Source organism: Streptosporangium sp. NPDC004379 (assembly GCF_042873875.1).
In the GTDB taxonomy this organism is placed as follows: Bacteria; Actinomycetota; Actinomycetes; order Streptosporangiales; family Streptosporangiaceae; genus Streptosporangium.
Window position 1 is genome coordinate 434798 of sequence record NZ_JBIAMC010000001.1, and the last position, 26600, is coordinate 461397.

General features: G+C 72.4%; 28 protein-coding genes. 12 read left to right on the forward strand and 16 right to left on the reverse strand.

Translation table 11 applies throughout. The features are described from left to right. The first annotated feature begins 25 nt into the window (after positions 1–25). Positions 26–1402, forward strand: coding sequence for an NCS2 family permease (locus tag ACFYSC_RS01820; RefSeq protein WP_389955223.1), 1377 nt, complete (start codon positions 26–28; stop codon positions 1400–1402). A 109-nt stretch (positions 1403–1511) separates the two neighbouring features. On the opposite strand, the gene ACFYSC_RS01825 is transcribed toward ACFYSC_RS01820, so the two are convergent. Next, positions 1512–2723 (reverse strand): excalibur calcium-binding domain-containing protein, encoded by a 1212-nt coding sequence (locus tag ACFYSC_RS01825; protein ID WP_389955226.1) that lies wholly within the window; start codon positions 2721–2723, stop codon positions 1512–1514. 415 nt (positions 2724–3138) lie between these two features. On the opposite strand from ACFYSC_RS01825, the gene ald reads away from it, so the two are divergent. From ald to ACFYSC_RS01840, 3 genes are all read left to right on the forward strand, one after another. Beyond that, entirely contained in the window at positions 3139–4254 is a 1116-nt protein-coding gene (ald, locus tag ACFYSC_RS01830; protein WP_389955228.1) for an alanine dehydrogenase, read from the forward strand. A 351-nt stretch (positions 4255–4605) separates the two neighbouring features. Further along, on the forward strand, positions 4606–5085 hold the full coding sequence (locus ACFYSC_RS01835; RefSeq protein ID WP_362940626.1) for a vitamin K epoxide reductase family protein: 480 nt from the start codon (positions 4606–4608) through the stop codon (positions 5083–5085). 49 nt (positions 5086–5134) lie between these two features. Continuing rightward, a complete protein-coding gene (locus tag ACFYSC_RS01840) occupies positions 5135–5941 on the forward strand; it encodes a thioredoxin domain-containing protein (RefSeq protein WP_362940629.1) in 807 nt (268 codons plus the stop codon). A 222-nt stretch (positions 5942–6163) separates the two neighbouring features. Here the strand turns inward: ACFYSC_RS01840 and ACFYSC_RS01845 are convergent, their stop codons facing one another. Continuing rightward, the gene (locus tag ACFYSC_RS01845) at positions 6164–6898 is read right to left on the reverse strand and encodes a DUF3105 domain-containing protein (RefSeq protein WP_389955232.1); all 735 of its coding nucleotides are present in this window, start codon (positions 6896–6898) and stop codon (positions 6164–6166) included. 123 nt (positions 6899–7021) lie between these two features. Here ACFYSC_RS01845 and ACFYSC_RS01850 point away from each other — a divergent pair, with 123 nt between their 5' ends. From ACFYSC_RS01850 to ACFYSC_RS01860, 3 genes are all read left to right on the forward strand, one after another. Beyond that, entirely contained in the window at positions 7022–7672 is a 651-nt protein-coding gene (locus tag ACFYSC_RS01850) for a DUF305 domain-containing protein (protein WP_389955235.1), read from the forward strand. Between the two features lie 135 nt (positions 7673–7807). Beyond that, entirely contained in the window at positions 7808–8107 is a 300-nt protein-coding gene (locus ACFYSC_RS01855) for a DUF3467 domain-containing protein (RefSeq protein WP_218911607.1), read from the forward strand. Positions 8108–8256: 149 nt separating this feature from the next. Continuing rightward, on the forward strand, positions 8257–8901 hold the full coding sequence (locus tag ACFYSC_RS01860; protein WP_389955237.1) for a Uma2 family endonuclease: 645 nt from the start codon (positions 8257–8259) through the stop codon (positions 8899–8901). A gap of 60 nt (positions 8902–8961) precedes the next feature. Here the strand turns inward: ACFYSC_RS01860 and trpS are convergent, their stop codons facing one another. The 5 genes from trpS to ACFYSC_RS01885 all read right to left on the reverse strand — a co-directional run bounded on the left by trpS (position 8962) and on the right by ACFYSC_RS01885 (position 14976). Further along, the gene (trpS, locus tag ACFYSC_RS01865; protein ID WP_389955240.1) at positions 8962–9924 is read right to left on the reverse strand and encodes a tryptophan--tRNA ligase; all 963 of its coding nucleotides are present in this window, start codon (positions 9922–9924) and stop codon (positions 8962–8964) included. A 153-nt stretch (positions 9925–10077) separates the two neighbouring features. Then, positions 10078–11142: a threonine aldolase family protein gene (locus ACFYSC_RS01870; RefSeq protein WP_389955243.1), complete on the reverse strand. Its 1065-nt coding sequence runs from the start codon at positions 11140–11142 to the stop codon at positions 10078–10080. A 160-nt stretch (positions 11143–11302) separates the two neighbouring features. Beyond that, entirely contained in the window at positions 11303–11944 is a 642-nt protein-coding gene (locus ACFYSC_RS01875; RefSeq protein ID WP_362928727.1) for an SDR family NAD(P)-dependent oxidoreductase, read from the reverse strand. Beyond that, positions 11941–14013 (reverse strand): DUF6421 family protein, encoded by a 2073-nt coding sequence (locus tag ACFYSC_RS01880; protein ID WP_389955247.1) that lies wholly within the window; start codon positions 14011–14013, stop codon positions 11941–11943. Before ACFYSC_RS01880 ends, ACFYSC_RS01875 begins: the two co-directional genes overlap by 4 nt. A 129-nt stretch (positions 14014–14142) precedes the next feature. Continuing rightward, complete coding sequence (locus ACFYSC_RS01885) at positions 14143–14976, reverse strand: class I SAM-dependent methyltransferase (RefSeq protein WP_389955250.1); 834 nt, start codon at positions 14974–14976, stop codon at positions 14143–14145. A gap of 153 nt (positions 14977–15129) precedes the next feature. Between ACFYSC_RS01885 and ACFYSC_RS01890 the strand changes: the two genes are divergently transcribed. Further along, the gene (locus ACFYSC_RS01890) at positions 15130–15807 is read left to right on the forward strand and encodes a winged helix-turn-helix transcriptional regulator (RefSeq protein WP_389955252.1); all 678 of its coding nucleotides are present in this window, start codon (positions 15130–15132) and stop codon (positions 15805–15807) included. Here ACFYSC_RS01890 and ACFYSC_RS01895 read toward each other — a convergent pair. From ACFYSC_RS01895 to ACFYSC_RS01920, 6 genes are all read right to left on the reverse strand, one after another. Further along, positions 15804–17411 (reverse strand): RNA polymerase sigma factor, encoded by a 1608-nt coding sequence (locus tag ACFYSC_RS01895; RefSeq protein WP_389955255.1) that lies wholly within the window; start codon positions 17409–17411, stop codon positions 15804–15806. The genes ACFYSC_RS01890 and ACFYSC_RS01895 overlap by 4 nt on opposite strands. Positions 17412–17415: 4 nt before the next feature. Next, positions 17416–17751, reverse strand: coding sequence for a YciI family protein (locus ACFYSC_RS01900; protein WP_389955258.1), 336 nt, complete (start codon positions 17749–17751; stop codon positions 17416–17418). Between the two features lie 124 nt (positions 17752–17875). Beyond that, a complete protein-coding gene (locus tag ACFYSC_RS01905; protein WP_389955263.1) occupies positions 17876–18715 on the reverse strand; it encodes a phosphotransferase family protein in 840 nt (279 codons plus the stop codon). A gap of 108 nt (positions 18716–18823) precedes the next feature. After that, on the reverse strand, positions 18824–19153 hold the full coding sequence (locus tag ACFYSC_RS01910) for a glyoxalase superfamily protein (protein WP_362928713.1): 330 nt from the start codon (positions 19151–19153) through the stop codon (positions 18824–18826). Positions 19154–19529: 376 nt separating this feature from the next. Then, a complete protein-coding gene (locus tag ACFYSC_RS01915; protein ID WP_389955267.1) occupies positions 19530–19733 on the reverse strand; it encodes a DUF397 domain-containing protein in 204 nt (67 codons plus the stop codon). Then, on the reverse strand, positions 19718–20551 hold the full coding sequence (locus ACFYSC_RS01920) for a Scr1 family TA system antitoxin-like transcriptional regulator (protein ID WP_389955270.1): 834 nt from the start codon (positions 20549–20551) through the stop codon (positions 19718–19720). Before ACFYSC_RS01920 ends, ACFYSC_RS01915 begins: the two co-directional genes overlap by 16 nt. Before the next feature lie 141 nt (positions 20552–20692). On the opposite strand from ACFYSC_RS01920, the gene ACFYSC_RS01925 reads away from it, so the two are divergent. Further along, on the forward strand, positions 20693–21244 hold the full coding sequence (locus tag ACFYSC_RS01925) for an ATP-binding protein (RefSeq protein WP_389955273.1): 552 nt from the start codon (positions 20693–20695) through the stop codon (positions 21242–21244). Beyond that, entirely contained in the window at positions 21235–21408 is a 174-nt protein-coding gene (locus tag ACFYSC_RS01930) for a hypothetical protein (protein WP_389955275.1), read from the forward strand. Before ACFYSC_RS01925 ends, ACFYSC_RS01930 begins: the two co-directional genes overlap by 10 nt. A 26-nt stretch (positions 21409–21434) precedes the next feature. Here ACFYSC_RS01930 and ACFYSC_RS01935 read toward each other — a convergent pair whose 3' ends face one another. Together ACFYSC_RS01935 and ACFYSC_RS01940 are read right to left on the reverse strand one after the other, a co-directional pair. Further along, complete coding sequence (locus tag ACFYSC_RS01935; protein ID WP_389955278.1) at positions 21435–22097, reverse strand: rhomboid family intramembrane serine protease; 663 nt, start codon at positions 22095–22097, stop codon at positions 21435–21437. A 154-nt stretch (positions 22098–22251) separates the two neighbouring features. Beyond that, on the reverse strand, positions 22252–23541 hold the full coding sequence (locus tag ACFYSC_RS01940) for an alpha/beta hydrolase family protein (protein WP_389955281.1): 1290 nt from the start codon (positions 23539–23541) through the stop codon (positions 22252–22254). A gap of 160 nt (positions 23542–23701) precedes the next feature. Between ACFYSC_RS01940 and ACFYSC_RS01945 the strand changes: the two genes are divergently transcribed. After that, entirely contained in the window at positions 23702–24907 is a 1206-nt protein-coding gene (locus ACFYSC_RS01945) for a sensor histidine kinase (RefSeq protein ID WP_389955284.1), read from the forward strand. Next, positions 24904–25572, forward strand: coding sequence for a response regulator (locus tag ACFYSC_RS01950; RefSeq protein WP_389955287.1), 669 nt, complete (start codon positions 24904–24906; stop codon positions 25570–25572). The genes ACFYSC_RS01945 and ACFYSC_RS01950 overlap by 4 nt, the downstream gene beginning before the upstream one ends. A gap of 52 nt (positions 25573–25624) precedes the next feature. On the opposite strand, the gene ACFYSC_RS01955 is transcribed toward ACFYSC_RS01950, so the two are convergent. Beyond that, a complete protein-coding gene (locus ACFYSC_RS01955) occupies positions 25625–26587 on the reverse strand; it encodes a phosphotransferase family protein (RefSeq protein WP_389955289.1) in 963 nt (320 codons plus the stop codon). Between the last annotated feature and the right edge of the window lie 13 nt (positions 26588–26600).

Below are 26600 nucleotides of genomic sequence, written 5' to 3' on the forward strand. Positions count from 1 at the left end.
GTCATCCCTGTGCGAAAGGGATTTCATGGACCGGTTCTTCGAGCTGACGGCGCGCGGGTCGACGGTGGGCCAGGAGGTCAGGGGCGGCCTGACCACGTTCATGGCGATGGCCTACATCATCCTGCTGAACCCGCTCATCCTGGGCGGCGCCACCGACGTCACCGGGGCGAAGCTGTCGATCCCGCAGCTCACCACCTCGACCATCGTCGCCGCGGCGGTGAGCACGATCCTGATCGGCCTGGTGGGCAACGCCCCCTTCGGCGTGGCGGCCGGGCTGGGACTGAACGCCGTGGTGGCCTACCAGGCCGCGCCGTACATGACGTGGGCGCAGGCGATGGGGCTGGTCGTGCTGGAGGGCGCGGTCATCGTCCTGCTGGCCGTCTCCGGGGTTCGGCGGCTCATCATGAACTCGATCCCCCTGGCCCTGAAACACGCGATCAGCGTGGGCATCGGCATGTTCATCGCGCTGATCGGGCTGGTCGACGCCGGTTTCGTCGGCAAGGGCACGGGCTCGCCGGTACAGCTCGGCGCGACCGGCCACCTGACGGGATGGCCGGTGGCGGTGTTCTGCTTCGGCCTGCTGCTGGTGATCGTGTTGTTCGTCCGCAAGGTGCCGGGAGCCATCCTGATCGCCATCGTGGTCACCGCCGTGCTGGCGATCATGGTCAACGGTGTGGCGAGGATCGACCCGGCGAGCTGGGGCGTCGTGGTGCCGAAGATCCCCGAGGGCGTGGTGGCCATGCCCGACTTCGGGCTGATCGGCCACATCGACCTGTTCGGCGGGTTCGCCCGCGCCGGGGTGGTGACCGCGCTGGTCGTGCTGTTCACGCTGGTGCTGTCGGGGTTCTTCGACGCGATGGGCACGATCATCGGGGTCAGCGACGAGGCCGGGCTGGTGGACGCCGAGGGCCGGGTGCCCCGGCTGGGCGCCATCCTGACCGTGGACGGCGTGTCCGCCGCGGTCGGCGGCTTCTCCAGCGCCTCGGCGAACACCGTGTTCGTCGAGTCGGCGGCCGGGGTCGGCGAGGGCGCCAGGACCGGGCTCGCGGCGGTGACCACCGGCGGCGTCTTCCTGGTGACGATGTTCTTCACCCCGCTGTCGTCGGTCGTCCCGGCCGCCGCGGCGGCCCCCGCGCTGGTGCTGGTGGGCGCGCTGATGATGACCCAGGCCAGGAACGTGCCGTGGGACGACCTGACGCTGGCGATCCCGGCGTTCCTGACGATCATCCTGATGCCGTTCACCTACAGCATCACCAACGGCGTCGGCGCCGGTGTGATCAGCTACACGGTCATCCAGGCGGCACTCGGCCGCTCCCGGAACGTCTCGTGGCTGCTCTGGGTGGTCGCGCTGGTGTTCGTGGCCTACTTCGGCATCGAGGGCATCCGGGCCCTGGCCGAGTAGGCGCCCCCTCCCGGAGGCGGCCCGGACACGACGGCCGTCCGGCGACCCTGCCGGGTGGTACGGCGCGCGACCGGGGCACGGGTCCGGCGGGGCCCGCCCGGGGGCGGGGTCAGTTCCTGCTCTCGCAGGTGACGCCGTCGCCGTCCACATCCTTGTACCAGTCGTACTCGGCGTGCCGACCCTTGGTGTAGGGGCCGTATCCGTCGTCGATCGCCTCCTTGCACGTGCGGTATCGAGGGTCGTGACCGTTCTCGGCAGGTGCGATGGCGCCGTCCGGCGCGGTGGTCCGCCCGGTGCGCGTCGCGGAGTCGGTGGAGGCGGTGGAGTCGGCCGGGGCGGTGGGGCGGTCCGCGGTCCCCCGCGGCGGGGCCGTCGTCGCGGGCGCGGCTGCGGGGTTCGTGGCGGGCGGCGTCGTGGGCTGCGTCGCGGGAGGAGCCACGGGTTGCGTCGCGGAAGGCGCCGTGGGTTGCGTCGCGGGCGGGGTCGCCGGGGGCGTCGCGGCCGGGTCGGAGTCCGTGGAGCCGGGGGGCGTGAAGATCGACTGGTTCGGCTGGGGCTGTCCCGGCGGCGGCGTCGAGGGCACGGAGGTGCCGGGGACGCCGCCCAGCCGGGAGACGAGGGCGTCCGCCTCCTCCTTGGTGGCGAACCCGGTGACGCTCAGGCTGTCGTCGGTGATCTCCTGGGCCACCCGCGGGGCCGCCAGCACCTTCTCCTGCACGACCATCGCGATCTGCTGGTTGAGCGCGTCCTTGGTCAGGTCGTTGATCAGGTCGCGGAAGGCGGGGGCGAACGCGACCCTGACCGCGTAGCCGCCGTTCGCGTCGCGGACCGTCTCGATCTTCCGTACGGCGTTCACGCTGACCCCCTCGGCCAGCGTGTAGCAGGTCTGCCCGGTCTCGTCGGGCATGTCCTCGGCGTTGGCGCACGGGCCGGGCTGGGCGGCGAGGACCGGCGCGAAGTGGATGGGCGCGGCCAGCCGCTGCGGCGGCCTGGCGCCGAGCGGCGCGTCGGGGTTGCGGGTCATCAGGACGGCGAGGGTGGCGAGCACGCCGGTGACCAGGACGACGACGACGAGGGCCGCGATCAGGACTCCCGTGGTGAGCCGGCTCGCCCGGGGGTCGCCGGGCGTCCCGGGATCGGGGACGGCCCCGGGCTCACCGGGCCGCACCGGGCCGGGCGGCACCGGCGGGACGGGCGGGATCGGCCCGCCCGGCCCGGGGGCGGCGTCTCCGGCGGGCCCGGGGACGCCGCCGGCCGGGCGCGGCAGACCCCCGGGCGGGCCGGAGGGCACGGCGCCGTACGTTCCGAGGACGTCCGGCATCCCGGGTGACGTGGGGTCGGGGACCCCGGCGGACCCCCCTGGCCCCTCCGGCCCGTCCGGACCCGGCGGGCCCCCGGGCCCGGGCGGGCCGAGCGGGGCGGTCAGAGGCGCGGTCAGGGGCTCCGCCCGCCCCGGGTGCGCGGGTGGAGCTCCCTTCGGCACGGGCCGCCTGCCCGGACCGGCGTGCTTCCCCATCGGCATGTCTCCGCATTCCTCGCTGTGCTCGCGGCGAGCCTACCGATCAGTCAAAGGAGGGGGTAACCGGATGGTCAAGGCGGCTTCCGGAAACATGAGAAGCCACCGCGTTTGACAACCCGTCACCAAAGGAGGTCGATTCCTTGCAGCATGTGCGTAGTGCTCTCTTTGCAGGGAACCGAGAGTGAAGGAGGACACGGGCGCGAATCCTGGAGGTGCCATGAAGATCGCCGTTCCCCGCGAGGTAAAGGACCAGGAGTACCGGGTGGCCCTGACCCCCGCCGGAGCCCACGAGTTCGCCCGGCACGGTCACGAGGTCTTCGTCGAGAAGGACGCCGGAGCCGGGTCGTCCATCCCCGACTCCGACTTCGAGGCCGTGGGGGCGACCATCATCGCCTCCGCGGACGACGTGTGGGCCGAGGGCGACCTGGTGCTGAAGGTCAAGGAGCCGATCGCCGAGGAGTACCACCGGATGCGCAAGGGGCAGGTGCTGTTCACCTACCTGCACCTGGCGGCGTCGGAGCCGTGCACCAGGGCCATGCTGGACTCCGGCGTCACCGGGATCGCCTACGAGACCGTGCAGACCGCGAACGGCGCGCTGCCGCTGCTGGCCCCGATGTCGGAGGTCGCCGGACGGCTCGCCTCGCAGGTGGGCGCCTACCACCTGATGAGGTCCGGCGGCGGGCGCGGCGTCCTGATGGGCGGGGTGTCGGGCGTGCACGCCGCCAACGTGGTGGTGATCGGCGCCGGGGTGTCGGGAATGAACGCCGCGGTGATCGCGCTGGGCATGCAGTCCGAAGTGGTGCTGCTGGACAAGAACATCGACCGGCTGCGCCAGGCCGACGTCATCTACCAGGGGCACTGCCAGACGGTCGCCTCCAACACCTTCGAGATCGAGCGCGCGGTCCTGGCCGCCGACCTGGTCATCGGCGCGGTCCTGGTGCCGGGCGCGAAGGCCCCGAAGCTCGTGAGCAACGAGCTGGTGGCGCAGATGAAGCCGGGATCGGTCCTGGTGGACATCGCCATCGACCAGGGCGGCTGCTTCGAGGACTCCCGCCCCACCACCCACGCCGAGCCGACCTACCGGGTGCACGACTCGGTCTTCTACTGCGTGGCCAACATGCCGGGCGCGGTCCCGCACACCTCGACGTACGCGCTGACCAACGTGACCCTGCCCTACGCGGTCTCCATCGCCGACCTGGGCTGGCGGGAGGCGCTGCGCGGCGACCCGGCGCTGGCCCTGGGCCTGAACACGCACGAGGGACACCTGACGAACGAGCCCGTGGCCGAGGCGCACGGGCTGGAGGCGATGCCGCTGGACCGGGTCCTGGCCTGAGGCCCGCGTCAGCCTGACGTCCCGATGCCCTGACGTCCGCTCGCGCCGGGTACGTCCCGCCGGGTGTCGATCCCGTCCCGCGTCCGTACGGGCCCGGATCCGTTTCCGCCCGGCGCCCGTTTCCGCCGGGCGTCACGCCCGGGTGGGCCCGCACCCGCGAGGGGCCCCGTTCCGGGTGAATCCCGGACCACCAGAGACCATCACAAAGCGGCCAAACAACCGCTTTATTAACGATCTTCTTATCTGTGGCAATCTAACATACAATGCCCGGCCAGGTGTCGAGCCGGTGGAGCCCTCCCCCGGACGACCAGCGGCGGAGCGCAGTCCCCTTGCCCAGAAGAAGGATGGTTCATGGTGGGAAACGTCGACCCGCGGGTCGGTACGGCACCGGTGCGCTCGCCCGGCCTGCTGACGGCGCTGCGCCTCCTGACCCTCGCGGGTCTGGCGGTCTCCGTCTACCTCACCGTCGTCCACTACCGCGGTGAGGTACCGCTCTGCACGGAGAACGCGACGATCGACTGCGCCTCCGTCACCACCAGCGATTACTCCGAGTTGTTCGGCATCCCCGTCCCCCTGCTGGGGCTGGCGTTCTTCGCCGGGTTCGGCGCACTGGTCGTCCCGGCGGCGTGGTCCTCGGCCCACCCGGTCGCGCGCTGGGGGCGCCTCGCCTCCGTGATCGTCGGAACGCTGTTCGTGGTGTACCTCGTCACCGCCGAACTCGCCGTCCTCGGCAAGATCTGCCTCTGGTGCACGGCCGTGCACGTGATCACGCTGCTGCTGCTCGGCCTGGTGCTCACGGACGAGTACCGCAGGCTCGGCAGCGGAGCCTGAGAACACCTGACCACCCTTTGAAACGAAGATTCCCCAGGAGACGACACAGATGAGCAAGAGCGCCCGGCAAGGAAGCGCCAGGGAGAGGCTCGCGGAGGAGCGAAAGCGCCAGGCGGCCCGCGACAAGCAGCGCAAACTGCTGCTGGGCGTGGCCGGCGGCCTCGTCCTCGTGTCGGCGGTGGTGGTCGGGTTCGTCGTCGTCAAGAACAGCTCCGGCGGTGGCGGCGACGCGCCGAAGGCGGTCGCCTACACCGGGCCGCTGGCGCCGACCACCCGGCAGGAGGACGGGTCGATCCTCATGAGCAAGGAGGGCGTCACCGGCCCCACCCTGGAGGTCTTCGAGGACTTCCAGTGCCCCGCCTGCAAGAGTCTGGACGAGGCGGCGGGCGACGCGCTGAAGCAGGCCGCCGCCGAGGGCAAGGCCAAGGTGGTCTACCGGCCGTTCCAGCTCTTCAAGGCGCCCTCCTTCGCCGAGCCCATGCCCTCGGTCTCGCGCCGCGGGGCGAACGCGGCGTTCTGCGCCCCGGCCGACAAGTGGGCCTCGTACGCCAAGACGCTCTTCACCCACCAGCCGGTGGAGGGCAAGAACGGCTTCGAGAACGCGGAGCTGCTGTCCTGGGCCCGCGACCTCGGCTTCTACAGCGCGGACTTCGAGAAGTGCGTGACGGGGATGCAGAAGGCCGGCGACATCGACAAGGCCACCAAGTACGCCGAGGAGCAGAAGGTCCAGGGCACGCCCACGCTGAAGCTCAACGGCAAGGACCTGACCCAGGACCAGGTCGGGCAGATCGCCTCCTCCCCCGCGGCCCTGGACCAGATCCTGGCGTCGGCGGGTTCCGCCCCCGCCGACCAGTAACGGAGCTTCCGTGCCGTCCGGAACCTCGGACGACACGGAACCGGAGCGCACGGAAGCGGACGACACGGAACCGGAGGACGCGGAAGCTCCCCGGCGTGGAAGACGACATGGAAGAGGCCGCCGCCCGATCGGGCGGCGGCCTCTTCGCGTCGCTCGGGTTCCGGTGACCGGAAACCGGTGGTCAGAAGCTCATGATCAGAAGCCGGTGGCGGGAACCACCGGTCAGGAGCTGGAGCTGGGCGAGGCCGACGGCTCGGGCGACGTGCCCGGCTTCGGAGAGTCCGAGGCGCCCGGCGAGGGGGCGTCCGACGCGCCGGGAGAGGGGGCCGCCGCCGGGATCGGAGCCTCGGCGGTGGTGGTGTTCACACCGCCGGTGCAGGAGGCGCCCAGTTCGGGGGCCTGGTCGCCGCTGTTGCGGTACTTGGCGATGTACTTGGGCACGCGCGGGTCGTCGGCGCTGTTCACCGTGAGCTGCCGGTTCCAGGAGCTGAGCACGATCTTCGCGGGCAGGTCCGGGTAGGGGCTCATCAGCATGTAGTCCTGGGAGGCGAGCTCCTTGAGCTTGTCCACCTGGTCCTTGGGCAGGTCCGGCCGGTAGGTGATCCACACGGCGCCGTGCTCCATCGAGTGGACGGCGTTCTCGCTGTTGATCGGCTTGTCGTAGACGGCGCAGGTCTGCCAGGCGGGGTTGTGCTCCCCGCCCATGGGCGGGGTCTCCTTGTAGGCCACCTTGGTCTCGACGTGCTGGGCGCCGGGGTAGTCGGCGGTGGCGACGCCGTCCAGCGAGGTGGTCGCCCGCACGTTGACCATGTAGAAGGCCACCACACCGACGAGCAGGACGATCACGGCGCCACCGATGCCCCACATCAGAAAGGCGGTCCGGCGCTCCTTGCGTTTCTGCTCCGCACGCATCCGGGCAAGATGCTCCCGCCTCGCCTGCGTCTTGTCCTTCGACATCGACCCTCCATAGCGACCAATTCCGGGTCAGACTATGCCCTAGGTGGGTGTGCCAGGAATAAACAACAAATCACAACGTGTGACACGGCAACGATTCATCACAGTGGGTACGCTGGGTGAGCGATGGAACCCCTTGTCGATGACGCACCCAAGCCCCGGCGCCGTACGGCGGTCGCCGCACTGGCCGGAATCCTGGTCCTGGCGGTGGCCTTCCTGCTGGTCGTGGGCCGCGACACGGATCCGACCGACGCCTCCGCCGAGGCCGGGTTCGCCCGCGACATGGCCACGCACCACGCCCAGGCCGTGGACATGGCCTTCATCGCCCGGGACGGCAGCACCGACGAGGATCTGCGGCGGTTCGCCTACGACATCATCGTCACCCAGACCGCCCAGCGTGGAATTTTCATGGGCTGGCTTCAGCAGTGGGATCTGGAGCAGTCGTCGGAACGACCGCCGATGGCGTGGATGGCCGGCGGCCACGGCCACGCCGGGACGGCCGCCGCCCCGGCGAAGATGCCGGGCATGGCCACCCCCGAGGAGCTCGCGAAGCTCCGCGGGGCGTCCGGCAAGGATCAGGAGATCCTGTTCCTCCAGCTCATGATCCGGCATCACGTGGGCGGCGTGCAGATGGCCGAGGCCCTGCTCAAGCAGTCGGACCGTCCCGAGGTGGCGACGATGGCCCGGCACATCGTCGAAGGCCAGACGGGCGAGATCACACTGATGACCGACATGCTCAGGAAACGCGGCGCCGAGCCGCTGCCTCCCACGCGCTGACCGCCCCGCGACCGCCCGACCGCCCCATCGACCGCCGCCCCATTGACCGCCGCCCCCTCGATCGCGCCACGTCCCCGCACGCCCGGTCCCGGCCGGGACGGCATGGCGCGACCCGGCCCTGAGGAGACAGGACCCATGGTGAACGACGAGCCCGAGAACCGCCTGGAGGTGAGCATCTCGGCCGAGGTCGAGGCGGGGCAGTACGCCAACTTCGCCTCCGTGTGGCACACCGAGGACGGCTTCGTCCTCGACTTCGCGGTGATCACCAGACCGCCGCAGCTCGCCAACGACCCTTCCTCCGGCCAGCACTTCGTGAGCGTGCCGACCCGGATCGTCAGCCGCATCCGCCTCCCCCCGAGCCAGGTGTTCGAGCTGATGAAGGCGCTGGAGCAGCAGCTCACCGCCTACGAGAAGGAGACCGGCCAGAAGAACTGAGTCCCCGTTCCCGCGTCGGCACCCGGAACCTCCCCGCGTACGACCGCACCGCTCACGCTCACTTCCGCGAACGCGCGGCGACACGGAGTGACGGCTTCGATACTCGGTGCCACGGAAGTCGTTTCGCGGGAACGGGGTAGGCAATGGTCATGGCCTCCAGGCGAGTTCACCACGACGGCGCGCCCGCCACGTCGCAGGAGCGACGCGGCGGGGTCCCGGAGCCCGGCGAGGGCGGGACGGCGCGGACACCCACCACGCTCCGGGAGGTCGTCGATCGGCTCCCCGACCTGCCACGCTTCCGCGTCGAGATCATCAACGGAAGAGTGATCGTGAGCCCGCGCAGCACCCCCCGGCAGTCCTGGACCATCGCGCTGCTCGTCGAGGCGTTCCTGCCCCTCGCCCGGGAGCGGGGCTGGCGCACCTGGCCCGAGCTCGACGTGTGCATCTCCTGGACCCGTGAACCGCTGATCCCCGACTTCGCCATGGGGCCGGCCGACGCACCACGCCGGGGCGAGCGGGAGATCCTGTCCGACGGGCTGATCCTGGTCGCGGAGGTGGTGTCGGCCGGCAGCGTGCGCGAGGACCGCGAGGACAAGCCCCTTCTCTACGCCCGCGGAAGGGTGCCGTTCCTGCTCGTCGTCGACGCCGAGGCCGACCCGCGGACCGTGGTCCTGTACGGCGACCCCGGCGACGACGGTTACCGGACGGTGACGACCGTGAAGATGGGCGAGCTCCTCCGCCTTCCCGACCCGATCGGCCTCACCCTCGACACCTCGATCTTTCTGGACGCCTGAGCGAGCGTGTCCACGAGGGCAGGTCCGGCCGACGGCACCCGAAAAGCCGATGCCACCCCTTCAGGGCAGGCCGATCGCGTGCCGGGCCGCGGCCATCAGGCCGGCCGTGCGCTCGGTGGCCCGCGCCGCGCCGGCCGTCAGGATCCGCGACAGCTCCGCCGGGTCGGCCGACAGCTCGGCGTGCCGTTCCCGGATCGGTCGCAGCGTCTCCACCACCGCCTCCGCCACGTCCCGCTTCAGCGCGCCGTAGCCCTGGTAGGAGAAGGAGTCCACCGGCCTGCCGGTGCACGCCGACAGGATCGTGAGCAGGTTGGAGACGCCGGGCTTGTTCGCGGGGTCGAAGACGACCTCGCCGCCGGAGTCGGTCACCGCGCGCATGACCTTGCGGTGCGCGTCGGCCGGGTCGTCGAGCAGGTAGACCGTTCCCGCCGATCCCCGCGACTTGCTCATCTTGGCGGTGGGGTCGGCCAGGTCCATCACCCGGGCCGCCACCGGCGGATGCACCGCCTCCGGCAGCGTGAACGTCTCGCCGTACCGGTTGTTGAAGCGCAGGGCCAGGTCGCGGGTCAGCTCGACGTGCTGGCGCTGGTCCTCCCCCACCGGCACCTGGTGCGCCCGGTGCAGCAGGATGTCGGCGGCCATCAGTGCGGGGTAGGTCAGCAGCGACAGCCGCACCTCCTCGTTGCCCGCCGACTTCTCCTTGAACTGGATCATCCGCCGCATCTCGCCGTAGTGGGCGGTGCACTCCAGCAGGTAGGACAGCTCGGTGTGCGCGGGCACCTCCGACTGGATGTAGACGAGCGAGCGGTCCATCCCGCAGGCCAGCATGAGGGTGGCCATCTCCAGTGTGCGCTCCCGCAGCAGGGCGGGGTCGTGCCTGACCGTCAGCGCGTGCAGATTGGCGACCGCGTAGACGCAGTCGGCCTCGTCCTGGAGCCGTACGGCGGGCAGCATCGCGCCCAGGAGGTTGCCGAGCGTGAGGTGGCCGCTGGCGGTGAAGGCGGAGAAAACGCGTTTCGTCATGGTCGCTCCTTGTGGTGGAAGGAGGCCGCCCGCGCCCGCCGGGCCGTACAACGCGAAACGGCCGCCGGTTCACGGCGGCCGTTCGGGTGCGCAGTCAGGCTGGCAAGCGGGTCCGCCGATGGGCGGCCCGCCACAGCCCTGTGCTGCGCGTCGTCATACGGAAGATCCTATCTCCTCGGCCACCGCGGCGGCAAAGGCGTCCACGTCGGCCTCCGTGGTGTCGAAGGCGGTCATCCAGCGCACCTCGCCGGTGGCCTCGTTCCAGGTGTAGAAGCGGTAGCGCTTCTGCAGGCGCTCGGTGACGTCGCGCGGCAGGATCGCGAAGACCGCGTTGGCCTCCACCGGCCGCGGCACCCGGACCCCCGGGATCTCCCGGACGGCGTCGGCGAGCCGCCGCGCCATGGCGAGGGCGTTGCCCGCGCTGCGCCGCCACAGGTCCCCGGCGAGCAGCGCCTCGAACTGCACCGAGACGAACCGCATCTTGGAGGCGAGCTGCATCTGGGTCTTGCGGATGTAGCGCAGACCGCGGACGGCGTCGGGGTTGAGCACCACGACGGCCTCGCCGAACATCATCCCGGCCTTGGTGCCGCCGAAGGACAGCACGTCCACGCCCGCGTCCGTGGTGAACGCGCGCATCGGCACGCCCAGCGCGGCGGCCGCGATCGTGATGCGGGAGCCGTCGAGGTGGACGAGCATGCCCAGGGAGTGGGCGTGGTCGCAGACCGCCTTGATCTCCTCGGGGGTGTAGAGGGTGCCCAGCTCGGTGGACTGCGTGATCGAGACGACCTTGGGCTGGGCGCGGTGCTCGTCGCCGAAGCCCCACGCCTGGGTGTCGATGAGCTCGGGGGTGAGCTTGCCGTCCAGGGTGGGCACGGTCAGCAGCTTCAGGCCCGCCGCCCGCTCCGGCGCGCCGCCCTCGTCGGTGTGGATGTGCGCCGACTCGGCGCAGACCACCGCCTCCCAGTGCGCGGTCATCGCCCGCAGCGCCACCACGTTGGCGCCGGTGCCGTTGAACACGGGCCACACCTCGGCCGCCGGGCCGAAGTGCCGCCGGAAGACCTCCTGCAGCGCCTCGGTGTAGACGTCGGCGCCGTAGGCGATCTGGTGGCCCTCGTTGGCCAGGGCGATCGCCTGGAGGATCTCCGGGTGGACCCCTGCGTAGTTGTCGCTGGCGAAGCTCTTCACCAGCGGGTCGTGCCTGCGGATGGCGTCGGTCACGTGTCCCTCTCAAGCGGTACGGCCCGCCGTGCGCCGGCGGGCCGCTGTCGTGCGTCGCGTCCCCCGCCCGCGGGCGTGGGCCCCGTGCGGTGCGGCGCCCGGCTCCGGGCGCCGCACGTCGGTGCCGTCGTCGTCTGTGTCGGTGTCGTCCCCGCGGGCGCTACCCGCGGGTCAGGTCGATCCTGGTGCCGTTGGCGTCGGTCTCCCACAGCGCGTCGAACGCTCCGGCGAGGTCGGCGACATCGGTGAAGCCGGGGAACTTCCGCTCCGGGCTCGCGGCGCGCATGGCGTCGTTCACCAGGGCCTTGACGACCAGGATATTCGCCGTGGCGTTCGTGCCGGACAGCGCGTCGGCGAAGGCCAGCGTCCACGCCTCGGAGGCGGCCTTGGCGGTGGCGTAGGCCGCGTTGCCCTGGGTGGGGTTCTGGGCGGCCGTGGCCGAGACGATGGCGAACCGGCCCCTCTCACTCGCCTTGAGCAACGGCTCGAAGGCGAGCGTGACGTGCTGGAGGGTGCGGATCAGCAGGTCGTGCAGGAGGTTCCAGTCCGAAAGCTTCGTCTCGGCGAAGGTCTTCCCGCCGCGCCAGCCGCCGACCAGGTGGGCGATGCCGTCCACCCGGCCGTGCTCGGCCTCGACGTCCCGGGCGAGCCTTTTGACGGCGTCGAAGTCGAGCAGGTCGACCGCGCGGTCGCCGTCGGCCCCGGCCCTGTCGACGCCGATGACGGTGTGGCCCTTGTCGGTGAAGCGGCGGACGAACGCCTGGCCCGTGGGTCCCGCCGCGCCCGCAACGAGGATGATCATGCTCGGATCCCCTTCGTGGAGTCGATGACGTCGGTGAGCTTACGACGCAGGGCCTCGTAGAACATGCTCAGGGGGAACTCGTCGGGCAGCACCGCGTCCACCACCGCCTTCGGGAAGCCCTCCACCGGCAGCGCGTCCACCCCGCGCGCCCAGACCGAGGCCGGGTGCGGCTCGACGTAGGCGGCGACGAGCTGGTGCGCGGCGAGCCAGTGGGCGAGCTTGGAGCGGTCGATGCCGTCGCGGTAGAGCTTCTCCACCTCCGTGCGCAGGTCGGCGACACCGCCGGCCACTCGGGTCCAGTCGACGCTCAGCCGGTTGTCGGTCCAGCGGACGATGTCGTTGCGGTGCAGGTAGGCGAAGAGGAGCTGCCCGCCCAGGCCGTCGTAGTTGCGGACCCGCTCGCCGGTGATCGGGAAGCGGAACAGCCGGTCGAACAGGATCGCGATCTGCACGTAGCGGGCGTGCGGCACGCCCTCGGCCTCCAGCTTCACCGCCTCGCCGTACGCGGTCAGGTCGCAGCGCAGCTCCTCCAGCGAGTAGAGCCAGTACGGCATGCGCTGCTTGATCATGAACGGGTCGAACGGCAGGTCGCCGTGGCTGTGGGTGCGGTCGTGGATCAGGTCCCACAGCACGAAGGTGTCCTGGGCCAGCTCCTGGGAGGCGACGAGCCGGGCGGCGTCCGGCGGCAGCGCCAGCTTCAGGGTGCTCGCGGCGGCGCCGCTGACCGCGCGGAACCGGGCCGCCTCACGGTCGGCGAAGATGCCGCCCCAGGTGAACCGGGGCGGGGTCTCGCGGACCGCGACGGTCTCGGGGAACAGCACCGCGGAGTTGGTGTCGTAGCCGGAGGTGAAGTCCTCGAAGGCGATCGGCACGAACAGCGCGTTGTCGTAGCGGGTGCGCTCCAGCTCGGCCAGCCACTCGGGCCAGATCGTGCGGATCCAGACGGCCTCCAGATAGCGGAAGGTCGTGCCGTTCTGGGTGTACATCGGGAAGACGACGAGGTGCTCCAGGCCGTCGACCCGCTGGGTGTCGGGGTGGAAGGCGTTGAGCGAGTCCAGGAAGTCGGGCACGCCCAGCCCCGCCTCGGCCCACCGGTTCAGGTCGGTGACGACCGCGGCGAGGTACGCCTCGTCGTGCGGGAAGCGGGGCGCGAGCCGGGTGACGTGGCCGGCGATCTCGGCGACCAGCTCCGCCGCCCGCTCGTGGTCGCGCTCGACCGAGCCGTCCTTGGCCTGGAGCGGCTTCAGCGCCTCGACGGCCTCCTTCAGCTCGCGGAAGGCGGCCCGCGCCTCCGTCTCGCCGGTGGCGGCGGCCCTGGCGGCGGGGATCCGCGCGGCCCAGGTGACGAGGTTGCCCCACAGCGCGGCGTGGTCGTAGTCGCCGATCGAGTCGTCGCCGAACAGGTCGGAGTCGGCGAGCACGACGACGCGGCCCTCGCCGTGCCGTACGGCCACGGCCAGCGGGCGGCCGGCGGGGTCGGCGGCGGGCGAGGTGGAGAACAGCACGGTCGCGTCCCCGGGGGCGGTGAGGACCCCGGCACGGTAGAAGCAGGCGCGGCGGGCGCCGGCCAGCGGGTCCTCGCCCTCGGCCGCGGCGGGCGTGCCGAGGACCCAGGCGGCCACGCCGTTGTGGGCGTTGCGCGGGTCCTGGACGGTGAGGTGCTCGACGCCGACGCCGAAACGGGCGAGCAGGTCGGTGAGGTTGCTGCCGTACTTCTCCTGCTCGCACTCGGCGAGCACGACCAGGCCGCCGCCGCCCCGGACGTGCTCCTCGATCGCGTCGAGCTCCTCCACGGGGAAGACCGGGCTGCCCAGGCCGGTGGTGCGCTCCCAGCGGCCGGCCGACGGGTGGGCGATCACGAAGACGTCCTGTCCCGCCAGCAGGGCCGGGGTGACCGGCCCCTCGGTGTGCGCGGCCACGGTGTGGCCGAGGCGGCGCAGGACGTCGGCGGCACGGGCGTAGCTGTTGTCGTCGGGATGGCCTGGATTCATCGTCTCGGCGACCTCCCGGCGGATCGTCCATGACTCGCTGTGTGCTTCGTCGAAGAGCACCCGCGGGAACGCTCGCACGATAAATCCTCCCTCAGATGAGACCCAATTACGGAAAATATACACACTATGCCCGAATTTTGGCACATCCCTTACGGCGAGCGGTGGGAGGGGCGCCCGCACAGGCACTCCGGGTGGGCGGTCTCGCCGTCAGCCTCGCCTGCGCGCCGTGAGGAGGAGGTACTCCCACTCCATCGTCGCCCCCTCCCGCATATGGGCTCGGGCCAGCTCGGTGAGAGCCCGGTCCAGCGCTGCGGCCCGGCCGGGATCCCCGGCCACCCCCCGGTAGGCGGCGACGGTCGGTCCGTAGTTGGCCTTGAAGTAGTCGAGGAAGGCGGCTGGGTGGGCGAACCGGTCGATCGTGACCGTCCGCCGGCGCGCGACGACATCGGTGACCGCGTCCCCGAGCAGCGCCCGGACGTGGTCCTCGCTGCCCCACAGCGGCGGGGGTTGCGCGCCGGGCGGAGGCGGCGGCGCGTACGGCCTCATCGCCGCGAACATCTGGCCGACGAACCCCTCCGGCGTCCAGTTGATCAGGCCGATCACTCCGCCCGGACGGCAGACCCGGACCAGCTCGTTCGCGGCGGCCTGATGGTGGGGAGCGAACATGACCCCGACGCAGGACATGACCGTGTCGAACTCGCCGTCGGCGTACGGCAGTGCCTCCGCGTCGGCCTGCCGCCACTCGAGCACCGCGCCGCGCCGCTCCGCCACGGCCCGTCCGGCCTCCAGCAGTTCCGGGGTGAGGTCGCCGGCCACCACGTCCGCCCCGGCCAGTGCCGCGGGGATGGCCGCGTTCCCGGACCCGGCGGCCACGTCCAGCACCCGGTGCCCCGGTCCCACGCCGCACGCCTCGACCAGGATCTCACCCAGCCCGGGGATGACCTCGGCGGCGACCGCGGGATAGTCGCCCAGCGCCCACATGGCGCGGTGCCGGGCCTTCAGGTCGCGGTCGGCCTGCGGCGGATCGCTCTGTGCGGTCATGGCGTCTCTCCCTCGTCGTGATCCGCGATGGACTGGAACCGACGGTAAGGAGCCACGGGGGCGCCATCCAGTACACGATCTGTACCGGCGTCCGCCGGGACCCGGCACGCCTCCCCCCTGGCGTTCATGACGGGCGGGATCCAGACTGCGGGCATGGGCTCCTCGTACCACCAGTTCTGCCCGGTCGCCAAGGCCGCCGAACTGCTCGACGAACGCTGGACGCTGCTCGTCGTCCGGGAACTGGTGTGCGGCACCGAGCGTTTCAACGATCTGCGCCGCGGCCTGCCGCGCATGTCCCCCACGTTGCTGTCCCGGCGGCTGCACCGGCTCACCCGGGCCGGCATCGTGGAGAGGCACGTCAGGGACAACGAGGTGCGGTACGTCCTGACCCGGGCCGGGCACGAGCTGCGGCCGATGATCGAGGCGCTCGCCGCCTGGGGCGTCCGCTGGATCGGAGAGCTGGGCGACGACGACCTGGACCCGAAGCTGCTGCTGTGGGACATGCACCGCAACGTCGACCTGTCCGCCGTCCCGGACGGGCGGACGGTCGTCGAGTTCCGGTTCCCGGACGCGCCGCCCGGCGGCCGCGACTGGTGGCTCGTGATCACGCGCGACGAGGTCGACGTCTGCGACACGGACCCCGGCCACGCCGTGGCCGTCACGGTCACCGCCGACGTGCGCAGCATGGTCGGGATCTGGCGCGGCGAGCTGAGCTGGCCGGACGCGCTGCGCGCCCACGCGGTCGAGGTACGGGGGCCCGAGGCGCTGCGCCGCGCCGTACCCCGGTGGTTCACCCTCCCCGGATGGGCCTCCGTGCCCTGGCCCGCCTAGATCCTGTTCTGTGGATCTTCTCCCGTGGGTCCTCCCGCCGGACGATCCGCCGACCGATCCGCCGGCCGGTCCGCCGGCCGGTCCGCCGGCCGGTCCGCCGGACGACGACGCGCCGCCTCGTCGGCGCGGTCGAGCAGCGCCCGGCGTTCGGGTTCGGAGTGGGCCGCGGCGGCGGCCCGCCGGAACAGGACGGCGGCCCGGTCACCGTCTCCGGGATCTCCCCGGCGGGCGGTGAGGTCGGCTTCCGCGGCGACGGCGAGAGGATGGCCTTCCAGGGCGCCTCCGGCGCGGATCCGGGCGAGCAGGGCCAGCCCGGCCCCCGGCCCGTGCGCGTAGCCGTGCGCCACCGCGCGGTTCAGCTCGACCACCGGTGAGGGCTGGATCCCGGCCAGCCGGTCATAGCACGCGGCGATGGCCGGCCAGTCGGTGGCGCCGGCGGAGACGGCGGTGGCGTGACAGGCGGCGATCCGCGCCTGCAGCGCGTACGGACCGTCCTGCGGCGCATACGGATCATCCCTCGGCGCGTGCCGGCCGTCCCGCGGCGCGTGCGAGCCGTCCCGCGGCGCGTGTGGGCGGTCCCGCGGCGCGTGCGGGCGGTCCCGCGGCGCGTACAGGTCGTCCTGCGGCGTCTCCGTGAGGAGGCGCAGGCCCTCGGTGATCGCGTCGCGGTCCCAGCGGCGCCGGTCCTGTCGGTCCAGGGCCAGGAGATCGCCGTGGTCGTCGCGGCGGGCGTCGCGCCGGGAGTGCTGGAACAGGAACAGCGCCAGCAGCGCGGTCACCTCGCCCTCACCGGGCATGAGCTCCCTCAGCAGCCGGGCCAGGCGGATCGCCTCGTCGGCGAACGCGGGCCGGCCGTCCGCGTTGTAGCCATGGGTGAACAGCAGGTACAGCACGGCCAGGACGCCGGGGAGCCGCTCGGCGAGCGCCGGGCCGGTCGGCACCCGGTACGGGATCCCGGCATCGGCGATCCTCGTCTTGGCCCGGGTCAGGCGGCGGGTCATGGCCGACTCGCCGACCAGGAAGACCCGCGCGATGTCGGCGGTCGGCACCCCGCAGACCGTCCGCAGCGTCAGCGCCACCCGCGCCTCCAGGGAGAGCGCGGGATGGCAGCAGGTGAAGATCAGCCGCAGCCGATCGTCCACGACCTCGTCCCCGGGCTCTTCCGGGGACGAGACCGGGTCGGTGAGGGCGAGCGCCGCCACCTCGGCCAGCTTGCGGCGCTCGACCGACGCGCGGCGCAGCACGTCGATCGCGCGGTTGCGGGCCACCGTCATCAGCCAGCCGCCCGGATTGCCCGGCACGCCCTCCCGCGGCCACCGCCACAGGGCGAGCGCCAACGCCTCCTGGGCGCAGTCCTCGGCCAGCGTCCAGTCGGAGGTGACGCGGATCAGCGCGGCGACGATCCGCGGGCGGGCGTCGACGCCCGCGGCCGCGACGGCACCGGCCACGGCGTCCGCGGACGCCGTGACTCCGGACACGGTGGACGCCGCAGCTTCGGGCACCGTGGACGCCGCGGCCGCGGACGCCTCGGCTCCGGGCGTCGTGGACGTCGTCGCGGCCTCAGGCGTCATGGCCGCCGCGGCCGCGGGCGTCTCATCGGTCACGCCGTCAGTCGGCCAGGTCGATCAGCGGGCGCAGCTCCAGCCGCCCGTTGCGGGCCATCGGGTGGGCGCGGGCCACCTCGATCGCCTCGTCCAGGTCCGCGCACTCCAGCAGGTCGTAGCCCACGATCACCTCCTTGGTCTCCGCGAACGGCCCGTCGGATACCAGCAACCGGCCGTTGCGGACCCGGACCGTGGTGGCCGCGGACGTCGACCCCAGCACGCTGCCGTCCAGGCGGCGGCCCCGGGAGTCGTTCTCGGCGACCCACTTCTCGATGTCGGGCATGTCGACGGTGTCGGTGTCGGGCTCGGCGTCGCTGCACACGAACATCATGTACTTCATCTTCACGGCTCCTCGGTGTCTCCTGTCGCTCCCCGGTACCGGGGCTCATCACGATGACGGACCGGCCCCCCGCTTCCGGACAGGATCGCACCGGAAATCTTCCGGTAATCCGTACGGCCGGCGCTCAGCCGTACTGCTCCAGCCAGGCGACGATGTGCTCTACATAGCTCTCGGCGTTCCCCAGGGGCGCGCCGTCGAGGGCCGCGACGAGGTGGGTGACACCGAACGTACGGTCCCAGACCCGGGCGCGGCGGTAGGTGCCGCCGTCCACGGCGGCACGGACGTTGTCCCAGCCGTGCACCCATCCCATGAAGGCGGCGTCGACCGCCGGGTCGAACAGGTGGGCGCGGTCCCAGTCCAGGACGCCGACCAGCTTGCCGTCCTCACCCCAGTGGACGTTGCCGCCGCCGAGATCGCCGTGGACGAGGGCGTCGGGGACCTCCTCCAGGGCCATCGCGTCGTCGAGACGCCGCCGGCCCTCCTCCCGCCACCTGGCGGGCAGGCGCGGGAGCACCTCCTCGGCGAGGATCTCCGACCAGTGGTGGCCGCCGGTGAAAGTGCGCGGCTCGCCCAGCACCGCCTTCAGCTCCGTGGTGACGGGAAGCTCCCGCAACGCCCGCAGCAGCTCGCCGATCCCCTCCGGGTCGCCCACGTCGTCGGGCATCGCGGCGCCGTCCAGCCACGAGACGGCGACGGCCGCGCGCTCCCCGAACATCGTCACCGGCGTCAACGGCTCCGGCACCGCGAACGGCAGACCGGCCGCGGCGACCACCCGCAGGATCTCGGTACGGCGCGGCAGCGCGGCGGCCCCCGACGGGCGTTTGGTGACCCGCACGGCCGCGACCCCGGGAAGCAGGACGACGTCGTGGATCCCGCCGCCGAAGAGGCGGGCCGTGTCGAGCGGAGCGCCCGGCAGCAGGGCGTCGGCGATCTCCAGCAGCTCGGCGGGCACCGGCTCGTTCACTTTCCGCTCCTCCGTCAGGTCCTCGGGATGCCGGCCCGCCCCCGTCAGGCCGCTGAAATGGCAACCCGTCTCCTCCGTCAGGCCGTCAAGACGCCAGCCCGTCCCCCGTCAGGCCGTCGAGACGCCGACCCGGATGCGGTTGCCGTCGGGATCGCGGATCTCGGCCTCGCGGCCCCAGGGCAGGTCCCGCGCCGTGACGCCGAACTCGGCGGCCACGGCGTCGACGTCGGCCACCCGAAGGTACAGCAGTGTGCCGGGACGCGCGTCACCCCCGTGCTCGGACAGGAAGATCCGCATCCCGTCCCGGGCGATCTCGACGAAAGCGGGAAGGTCCGGCTCGAATCGGTGCTCCCACTGCTTGGTGAATCCCAGCCGCTCGTACCACCCGACCGCCACCGCGGCGTCCTCGACCCGCAGCACGGGGATCAACTCATCCATGTGATCATCTTCGCAGATCGCTACGAATGGGGCTCGGAGTCCGTGCCTTACGGGTGGTCGGCTTCCGGCAGCCCGCAGGACGGAGGCCGACGGCTACGGCAGCAACGTGAAGTGGCCGCCCTGTGAGTTCTTCACGGCCCCGAAGTGTCGATGATCTATAGTGGCGATTTCCTGAACACGAAGTCTCTCCGCGACCGCGATCACGGACGCGTCCACCGCCCCGAGGGAAAGTTCGCGTACTCAACTACAAGATCAGCAGGAGCTGTTGGGGCATGACACCGGTACGGCCTCGCTTGGTTCATGCCTTAGCGTCCAGGTGGTCCCACAGGTATGACGGCTTCGGGAGTTGGACGTCTGAGCTTCGCCCTGGCCCAGATCAGACGGTGTCGTCGGTGCGGACCCAGCGGGTGAAGGCCGCCCACTCCCCCGGCGTGAACACCAACGCCGGACCCGACGGATCCTTACTGTCCCGCACACCCACCCGGCCACCGGACAGCTTCGCGACCTCCACGCAGTCGCCGCCGTTACCGCCGGAGAACGGCGACTTCACCCACACGGCCTCGATCAGCTCGCGGTCCATCGGTCCCTCGTCTCCCTGATCAGCTCCAGTGACGCCCGCTGGGGAAGCGCCTCGGAACGGATCGCCTCGTATTTGACGGTGATGTCGGCGACGTCGACGGGCCGGTCGGTGACCTGCGCCTGACCGGCCGACTCCATGTAGACAGTATTTGTCAGCCCCCGCACCTGTGCAATGGCGAAGGCTCCCAGCAGGCCGACGGTGGCGCCCGCGTCGAACGGCACCACCTGGATGGTGACGTGCGGCAGGGCGGCGGCCTCCAGCAGGCGGTCCAGTTGCGCCGCCATGACCGCGTCATCGGCGACCGGCCGGGTGAGCACGCCCTCGTCGAGGACGACCCAGAGCATGGGCGGGTCGTCCCGCTCCAGGATGCGCTGCCGGTCCAGCCGGGCGGCCACGTCCTTCTCCACCTTCTCCGCCGTGGCTCCCGGCTCGTTGACGAAGAGGACCCTCGCGTACTCGGCCGTCTGCAGCAGCCCGGGGACGAGGAGCGGCTGCCAGGTGCGCAGACTCTCGGCGGCCTGCTCGATCTCGGCCCACGGCCGGAACCACGCCGGGAGCTGGGCCGAGACGTTGTCGATCATCTCTTTGATTCGGATCAGCGCGCCACCCACGCCCAGCGCCTGGTCGCAGCGGCGGGCGAACTCCTCGGTCGGCGGGCGGCAGCCGGTCTCGGCCATGGAGACCGTGGTCAGCGCGAACCCGGCCCGCCTGGCCAGGTTGTCCTGGGTCAGACCGGCCTCCTGCCGGTATCTCCGCAGCTCGTAGCCGAAGAAGGCCACCGGTGACTTCGTGGGGTCGAGATCCTTGGGGCCGGGCACGGGTGGATCACCTCGTTTCGCCTGAGGTTTCGCGGGATGCGTGGAACGGACCGTAGCCGTTCGCATACCCAATGTATCCGGCCGATGCCATGCTGCGAAGGCGCAATAGAAAAATCGTCGGCGGAGGCGGAGCAGGTGAGAATGAATCGCGCGACCGATTCCACGGGCGGACCCGCGCAAGAATGCACGAAGGTCCTCGGGGAGGCGTATCTGAAAACCGATCCGTCGTCCGCCGCCCACGCTCGCGCCCGAATAGCGGAATGGATCGGCGCGGACCACCCGGCTTATGAGAACGTACGGCTGGCGGCCTCGGAACTCGTCACGAACGCGGTCGTGCACGCCCGCCCGGCCGGGCCGTACGACCTGGTTCTGCTCGTCCTCGCCCGCGCGGGCGATCTGCTGCGCGTCGAGGTGACCGACCCGGGCGGCGTCCCGTGGGACCCGCGCGTGCCGCGCGCCGTACCGGACGACCAGGAGCGCGGGCGCGGCCTGGCCATCGTCGCGGAGCTGTCCCGGGGCCACTGGGGAGTTCGCGGCCACGGGACGCGGGGCCGTACGGTCTGGTGCGCCCTCGACGCCCGCCCGGCCCGGGACGAGGACGCCGGTCCAGGTCCGCGCGGGGAGGCCCGCCCGACGTCGGACGGCGACGCCCGCCCGGCCCCGGACGAGCGGGAGGCGCGGGCGTGCGGGTGATCGTCATAATGGACCGCGACGGGGTACGGATAACCGTCCCGGGACAATGCGGCGTCCTTTTCGGATTCGACGCCTGGGCGGATTTCCTCCGCCGCGCCAAGAAAGGCTTCTTCGACCCGTTCCCGGCCGACGGAGAAAAGCCGGGGAATCGCTCCGGCTCCTGAGCGGAGCAGAAAGCGCCGTACGGCCGTCAGAGGCCGAGGTCGTCCAGTTCCTTCAGCAGCGCGGACCTCGGCTCCCGCTGCGGGGTGGTCGGGACCGGGCGGGGGCGGGAGCGGCGGTCGCGGAACAGCCAGCCGCCGGCCAGCCCGGCGAGGAAGCCGAACACGTGGGCCTGCCAGCCGACGCCCTCCTCGGGCAGCAGCCCGGCGAACTGGTAGGCGAAGCACAGGGCCATGACCACGCCGACCACGATGTCGATCAGGTGCCGGTCGAACGCGCCGCGCACGAGGACATAGCCGAAGTAGCCGAAGACGACGCCGCTCGCGCCCGCGCCGACACTCTGCGGGCTGGAGGTGAACCAGGCGCCGAGGCCGCTGACCAGGACGATGAACCCCGTGACCCCGAGGAACCTCCGGACACCCCGGTAGGCCGCCAGGAACCCGAAGACGAACAGCGGCCCGGAGTTGCCCTCGATGTGGTCCCAACTGAAGTGCAGGAACGGGGCCGAGAGGATGTCGGGCAGGCTCTCCGGGTGCCACGCCTGGATGCCGTGCTCGTAGCTCAGCTCGTAGCCCGACAGCCAGTTGGCGACCTGCAGCGCCCAGATGAGGGCCAGGAAGCCGACCATCACCCAGAACGCCTTGCGGGCCTCCGCGACCATGATCTCCGCTGTGCGGCCCTCGGTCTCCATCCGGTTCCTCCCTGGCTGTCCCGATGCTGGAAGATCAGTATCCAGCCATCGGCTCCGTCGGACGTCCGTTTCGCCGACCCCGGCACGGCGACGACAGGCCGGTGTGGGCCTCCTGCCGATGCGGCGGACCGCGCGGACGAGGTCGCGGACGAGGTCAGGGGATGAGGGAGACCTCGGGGAAGCGGGTGCCGGGGCCATCGAACAGGTGGGTCGGCCTGCCCCGCAGGTGCAGGTCGAAGAAGGCCCCGACGTAGGCCCGCTGGGCCGCCACCGAACGGCCGGGATCGATGGTGCCCACGTAGTCCGCGAGCGGCACCCCGGGGAGCTTGGCCGCGATCTGCGGCAGCAGCGGCTGGAGGTCGGTGAACGAGCCGTGGACCGCGCCTTTGAAGCGCAGTTCCCGCTTCCATCCGGTCGAGGCCCGCCAGAACGACTTCCAGCCCGGCTCGCCGTCACGCGTGTGGGTCTCGGCCGCCAGCTGCAGGAACGGCCTGTTCACGCCGCGGGTGGCCACCGGGCCGACATAGGCGCCGTCGAGGTTGACGCCCGCGTCCACGCGGGTGTCCACCCGTGTCAGCTGCGCGGCGACCGACCCGCCCAGCGACTGTCCCAGCACCCCCACCCGAGAGGTGTCGGGCGCGCCGAGCATCCCCGCGGGCGGTCTGCCGCCGATCGGGCGGCCGTGGGCCAGGGCGGTGATCCGGTCCAGGACGTAGCGCATGTCCGCCAGGCGCGCCGCCGCGTGCCGGGCGAGCAGCCTGGCGATGACCTTCGGTGTCAGCTTCGCGGGCAGCGGCAGGGCGCGCACCAGACGCCGGCCGGGGAACTCCACCTGGTCGGCTTCATAGGTGTGGTCGACGGTGACGACCAGGTAGCCGCGCGAGGCCAGGTCCTCGACCAGGGTGGTGCCCAGCGTGCGCGGCCCGCCGTCTCCCGAACCGAACAGCACCACCGGCAGCCTGCCCGCACGCGGCTCGACCGGCGCGCCCACGCGGGCATGTGTGCGGGTGGCGGCCCAGGCGACGCCGCCCTCGGCGATGCCCAGAGGCGGCGCCGAATGCCGGTCCCAGTCGGCGGCGGCCAGCGGCGCCATGTGCGGCGCGAGCGGTCCGCCGCCCGTCGCGGGGTACCACAGGCTGATCATCAGTTCCCGGTACGGCTTGGCCGCAACCAGCGGGTCGGGCCGCGAGCGGTCGACCAGCCGCATGGCCACGGTCCCGACCGGATAGGGGCCGCCGGGCGCGGGCAGGCTCACCCCGACCGGGCTTCCGGCGGCGGCGGCCGCGGGCGTGGAGGCCGCCAGCACCAGTACGGCCAGCCCCGCGACCCTGCCCGCGGCTTTCGGGACGGCGGACGCCTGGCCCCTGGAAACCGCGGACGGCCCGGTGCCTCTGACGCCCCTGACGCCTCTGGCCAGATCCGTATTTTTCGTGATGAAGGCCATGCGAAAACTCCTCGAACGGGAAGGGATGTCCCGACGAGGCTGGCAGCCGGGCACGCCCGCGGGCCAGCGGCGGAGGTCGCACGCGCCCATGCGACTTTCGGATGACGGTCATCCCCGGGGAGGATCGGAAACCGGCCCGGGGAAACCTAGGGTGAGGTGCATGAGACCAGCCGGTCATCCGGCGGCCCGCCTCACCGCGCTGAGCCGATGGCCGGCCGTGCCCGCCGACGCGCTGCTCGCCGCCGCGTTGCTCCTGGCCACGCTCGGACCCGGCCGGGTGCCGGAGGGTCCCCCGTGGCTGCTCGCGCTGCAGACGGCGCTGGTGGCGCCGCTGGCCTGGAGGCGGCGCGCTCCGATGACGGTCCTGGGTGCGATCGGCCTCGCCGCCGCCGTCCAGTGGGCGCTGGACGTGCAGCTTCCCGCCGACGCCGCCCTCCTGGTGGCCCTGTACACGGTCGCCGCGCGCCGCCCTTGGCGCCACGCCCTGACGGCGGCGCTCGCGCTGCAGGCCGGGGTGCTGCTGGCCGCCGCCCGTTGGGCGCCGCCCGGCCTGTTCCCCCTCACGGCGGCCGCGCTGAGCGCGATGGCCGCCGCCGCCCTCATGACCGGCCGGTGGACGCGGGTACGGCGGGCCTACGTGACCTCCCTGGAACGCGACCGCGAGCAGCGAGCGCGGCTGGCCGTCGCCGGGGAACGCGCGCGGATGACCCGCGACATGCACGACATCGTCACCCACAACCTGTCGGTCATGGTGGCGCTGGCCGACAGCGCCGCCCACGTCCGGCACAGCGCGCCGGACCGGGCCGCGGCGGCGATGGAGCAGGTCGCCGCGACGGGACGCCAGGCCCTGCAGGACATGCGCCGTTCCCTGGGCGACGGCCGCGCCGCCTCGGACGAGGACCGCCCCGGGGAGACGCTTCGGCCCGCGCCCGGAATCGCCGAGATCGGCCCGCTGGCCGAGCGGATGCGCGCGGCCGGGCTGGCGACGTGTGTCCGGGTGGCCGGTGACACCGGGCCGGTTCCCGCCGCCGCCCAGCTGACGATCTATCGGCTGGTCCAAGAGGCGCTGACGAACACGCTGCGGCACGCACCCGGCGCCCGCGCCGACGTGCGGGTCGCGGTGTCGCCACGCCGCGCCGAGGTGGAGGTCACCGATGTCCGTGACCCGGCCGTGCCCGCCGCCCCCGGATCCCCCGACGCCGGGGCCCGGGTGTCCGCGTCCCGCTCCGGGCTCCGGGGCGACGGGCGCGGGATCGCGGGCATGCGGGAACGGGTGGCCGCCTACGGCGGGACCCTGGACGCCGGACCGGTGCCGGGCGGCGGATGGCGGGTGCTGGCCGTACTGGACCTGGGGGCGCCGCGATGATCCGGCTGCTGATCGCCGACGACGAGGCGCTGCTGCGGATGGCCTTCCGCATGGTCTTCGACGCCGAACCGGACATGGAGGTGGCCGGGGAGGCGGCTGACGGTGAGGAGGCGGCCCGGCTGGCGCGGCGTCTGTGCCCGGATGTGGTGCTGATGGACGTGCGCATGCCCGGCCTGGACGGCATCGAGGCGACCCGCAGGATCGTGCGCGACAGCCCGCGCTCGCGCGTGCTCATCCTGACCACCTTCGATCTGGACGAGTACGCCTTCGCCGGGCTGCGGGCCGGAGCGGCCGGGTTCCTGCCGAAGAACACCCGGCCGCAGGAGCTGCTGAGCGCGATCCGCGACGTCGCGGCGGGAGAGGCGGCGCTGTCGCCACGCGTCACCCGCCGCGTGCTGGAGAGGTTCGCGCCGCGGATGACGCCGGGGCCCGCCGAGCGGGACGAACGGCTGGCGCGGCTGACCACGCGGGAACACGAGGTGCTGGTGCAGGTGGCGCACGGGCTGTCCAACGCCGAGGTCGCCGCGGCGTTGCACCTGGCCGAGGCGACGGTCAAGACGCATCTGAGCCGCGTGCTGGTCAAGCTCGGGTTGCGTGACCGCGCCCAGGTGGTGGTCTTCGCCTACGAGAGCGGCCTCATCCGTCCCGCCGGCCCCGGCCCTTGACCACGCCACACCGCCGAAGCCTCTATGACCGGGTCCGCCGCCCGGCCCCCGGTTACGGATGGAGATGCGGCAGGCGGGTGCGGAGCCATTCCAGGGCGGCCCGGCCCTGGGCCGCCTGGAAGGCGCGCAGGGTGGGCAGGCCCGGCGGGGCGGGCCGCAGGGAGTAGTCGACGAAGAAACCGGCGGTCGCGGCCAGCACCGCCGTCACCGCCTCCGGGTCGGCGTCCCGGGCGACCGGGCGGGCGGCGAAGACCTCCTCGCACGGCGGGCCGCCCTGCATCCGGACGCTGGGCAGCATCATCAGCACGTCGAGCCACGGCGCCCCGACGAACGCCCAGGGCCAGTCGACGACCATCACCTCGTGCGGGGTGAGCAGCAGGTTGTCGGCCCGGATGTCGCCGTGGACCAGGGAGTCCCCGGCCGCGGCGGCCGTCCAGCCCGCCTCCAGGTCCGCCAGCGCGTCCAGGTGGCGCGCGGCCCACGGGTCGAGCCCGGCCGGGTCGCCGGCGCCCTCGTCGCGGGCCGCGACCAGTCGCCGCCATCCCTGGAACTGCTCGCCGAACCGTTCCTCGGGGGTCGGCGCCGCGACGGGCGAGGGTGTCAGCACGGCGGCCAGCCGGTCCAGGGCGTCCAGCACCCGCTCCAGTTCGGCGGCGTGCCACGGCTCGGCGGGTGGGTGGCCGTCCACGTCCTCGAACAGCAGCGCCACCCAGCCGCCGGAGTCGAAGGAGGCCAGCAGCCTGGGCGCGGGCGCGGCGGCGGGGAGCGCCGCGGCGACGCGGACCTCCTGCCGGTGGATGTCCGCGCTGTGCGGGTTCGGCTCCGGGCCGACGGCCTTGGCGAACGCGCGCCGCCCGTCGGCCAGCCTCAGCCGTACGGCGGCGCCGGGTGAGAACCCTCCGGTCTGCGTCACGGCCTCGGCGACCGGGGCGCCCAGGTGGTCCTCGACGGCTTGACGGATCTTCGCCGGTACGGCCTGCCAGGGCAGGCGGACACCGGCGGCGGGAACGCTCATCTCCTCATCCTGG

Coding starts and splice junctions, on each gene's coding strand:
- ACFYSC_RS01820 (WP_389955223.1), top strand. CDS start 26: ATGGACCGGTTCTTCGAGCTGACGGCGCGCGGGTCGACGGTGGGCCAG.
- ACFYSC_RS01825 (WP_389955226.1), bottom strand. CDS start 2,723: ATGCCGGACGTCCTCGGAACGTACGGCGCCGTGCCCTCCGGCCCGCCC.
- ald (WP_389955228.1), top strand. CDS start 3,139: ATGAAGATCGCCGTTCCCCGCGAGGTAAAGGACCAGGAGTACCGGGTG.
- ACFYSC_RS01835 (WP_362940626.1), top strand. CDS start 4,606: ATGGTGGGAAACGTCGACCCGCGGGTCGGTACGGCACCGGTGCGCTCG.
- ACFYSC_RS01840 (WP_362940629.1), top strand. CDS start 5,135: ATGAGCAAGAGCGCCCGGCAAGGAAGCGCCAGGGAGAGGCTCGCGGAG.
- ACFYSC_RS01845 (WP_389955232.1), bottom strand. CDS start 6,898: ATGTCGAAGGACAAGACGCAGGCGAGGCGGGAGCATCTTGCCCGGATG.
- ACFYSC_RS01850 (WP_389955235.1), top strand. CDS start 7,022: ATGGAACCCCTTGTCGATGACGCACCCAAGCCCCGGCGCCGTACGGCG.
- ACFYSC_RS01855 (WP_218911607.1), top strand. CDS start 7,808: ATGGTGAACGACGAGCCCGAGAACCGCCTGGAGGTGAGCATCTCGGCC.
- ACFYSC_RS01860 (WP_389955237.1), top strand. CDS start 8,257: ATGGCCTCCAGGCGAGTTCACCACGACGGCGCGCCCGCCACGTCGCAG.
- trpS (WP_389955240.1), bottom strand. CDS start 9,924: ATGACGAAACGCGTTTTCTCCGCCTTCACCGCCAGCGGCCACCTCACG.
- ACFYSC_RS01875 (WP_362928727.1), bottom strand. CDS start 11,944: ATGATCATCCTCGTTGCGGGCGCGGCGGGACCCACGGGCCAGGCGTTC.
- ACFYSC_RS01885 (WP_389955250.1), bottom strand. CDS start 14,976: ATGACCGCACAGAGCGATCCGCCGCAGGCCGACCGCGACCTGAAGGCC.
- ACFYSC_RS01890 (WP_389955252.1), top strand. CDS start 15,130: ATGGGCTCCTCGTACCACCAGTTCTGCCCGGTCGCCAAGGCCGCCGAA.
- ACFYSC_RS01900 (WP_389955258.1), bottom strand. CDS start 17,751: ATGAAGTACATGATGTTCGTGTGCAGCGACGCCGAGCCCGACACCGAC.
- ACFYSC_RS01910 (WP_362928713.1), bottom strand. CDS start 19,153: ATGGATGAGTTGATCCCCGTGCTGCGGGTCGAGGACGCCGCGGTGGCG.
- ACFYSC_RS01915 (WP_389955267.1), bottom strand. CDS start 19,733: ATGGACCGCGAGCTGATCGAGGCCGTGTGGGTGAAGTCGCCGTTCTCC.
- ACFYSC_RS01925 (WP_389955273.1), top strand. CDS start 20,693: ATGAATCGCGCGACCGATTCCACGGGCGGACCCGCGCAAGAATGCACG.
- ACFYSC_RS01935 (WP_389955278.1), bottom strand. CDS start 22,097: ATGGAGACCGAGGGCCGCACAGCGGAGATCATGGTCGCGGAGGCCCGC.
- ACFYSC_RS01940 (WP_389955281.1), bottom strand. CDS start 23,541: ATGGCCTTCATCACGAAAAATACGGATCTGGCCAGAGGCGTCAGGGGC.
- ACFYSC_RS01945 (WP_389955284.1), top strand. CDS start 23,702: ATGAGACCAGCCGGTCATCCGGCGGCCCGCCTCACCGCGCTGAGCCGA.
- ACFYSC_RS01950 (WP_389955287.1), top strand. CDS start 24,904: ATGATCCGGCTGCTGATCGCCGACGACGAGGCGCTGCTGCGGATGGCC.
- ACFYSC_RS01955 (WP_389955289.1), bottom strand. CDS start 26,587: ATGAGCGTTCCCGCCGCCGGTGTCCGCCTGCCCTGGCAGGCCGTACCG.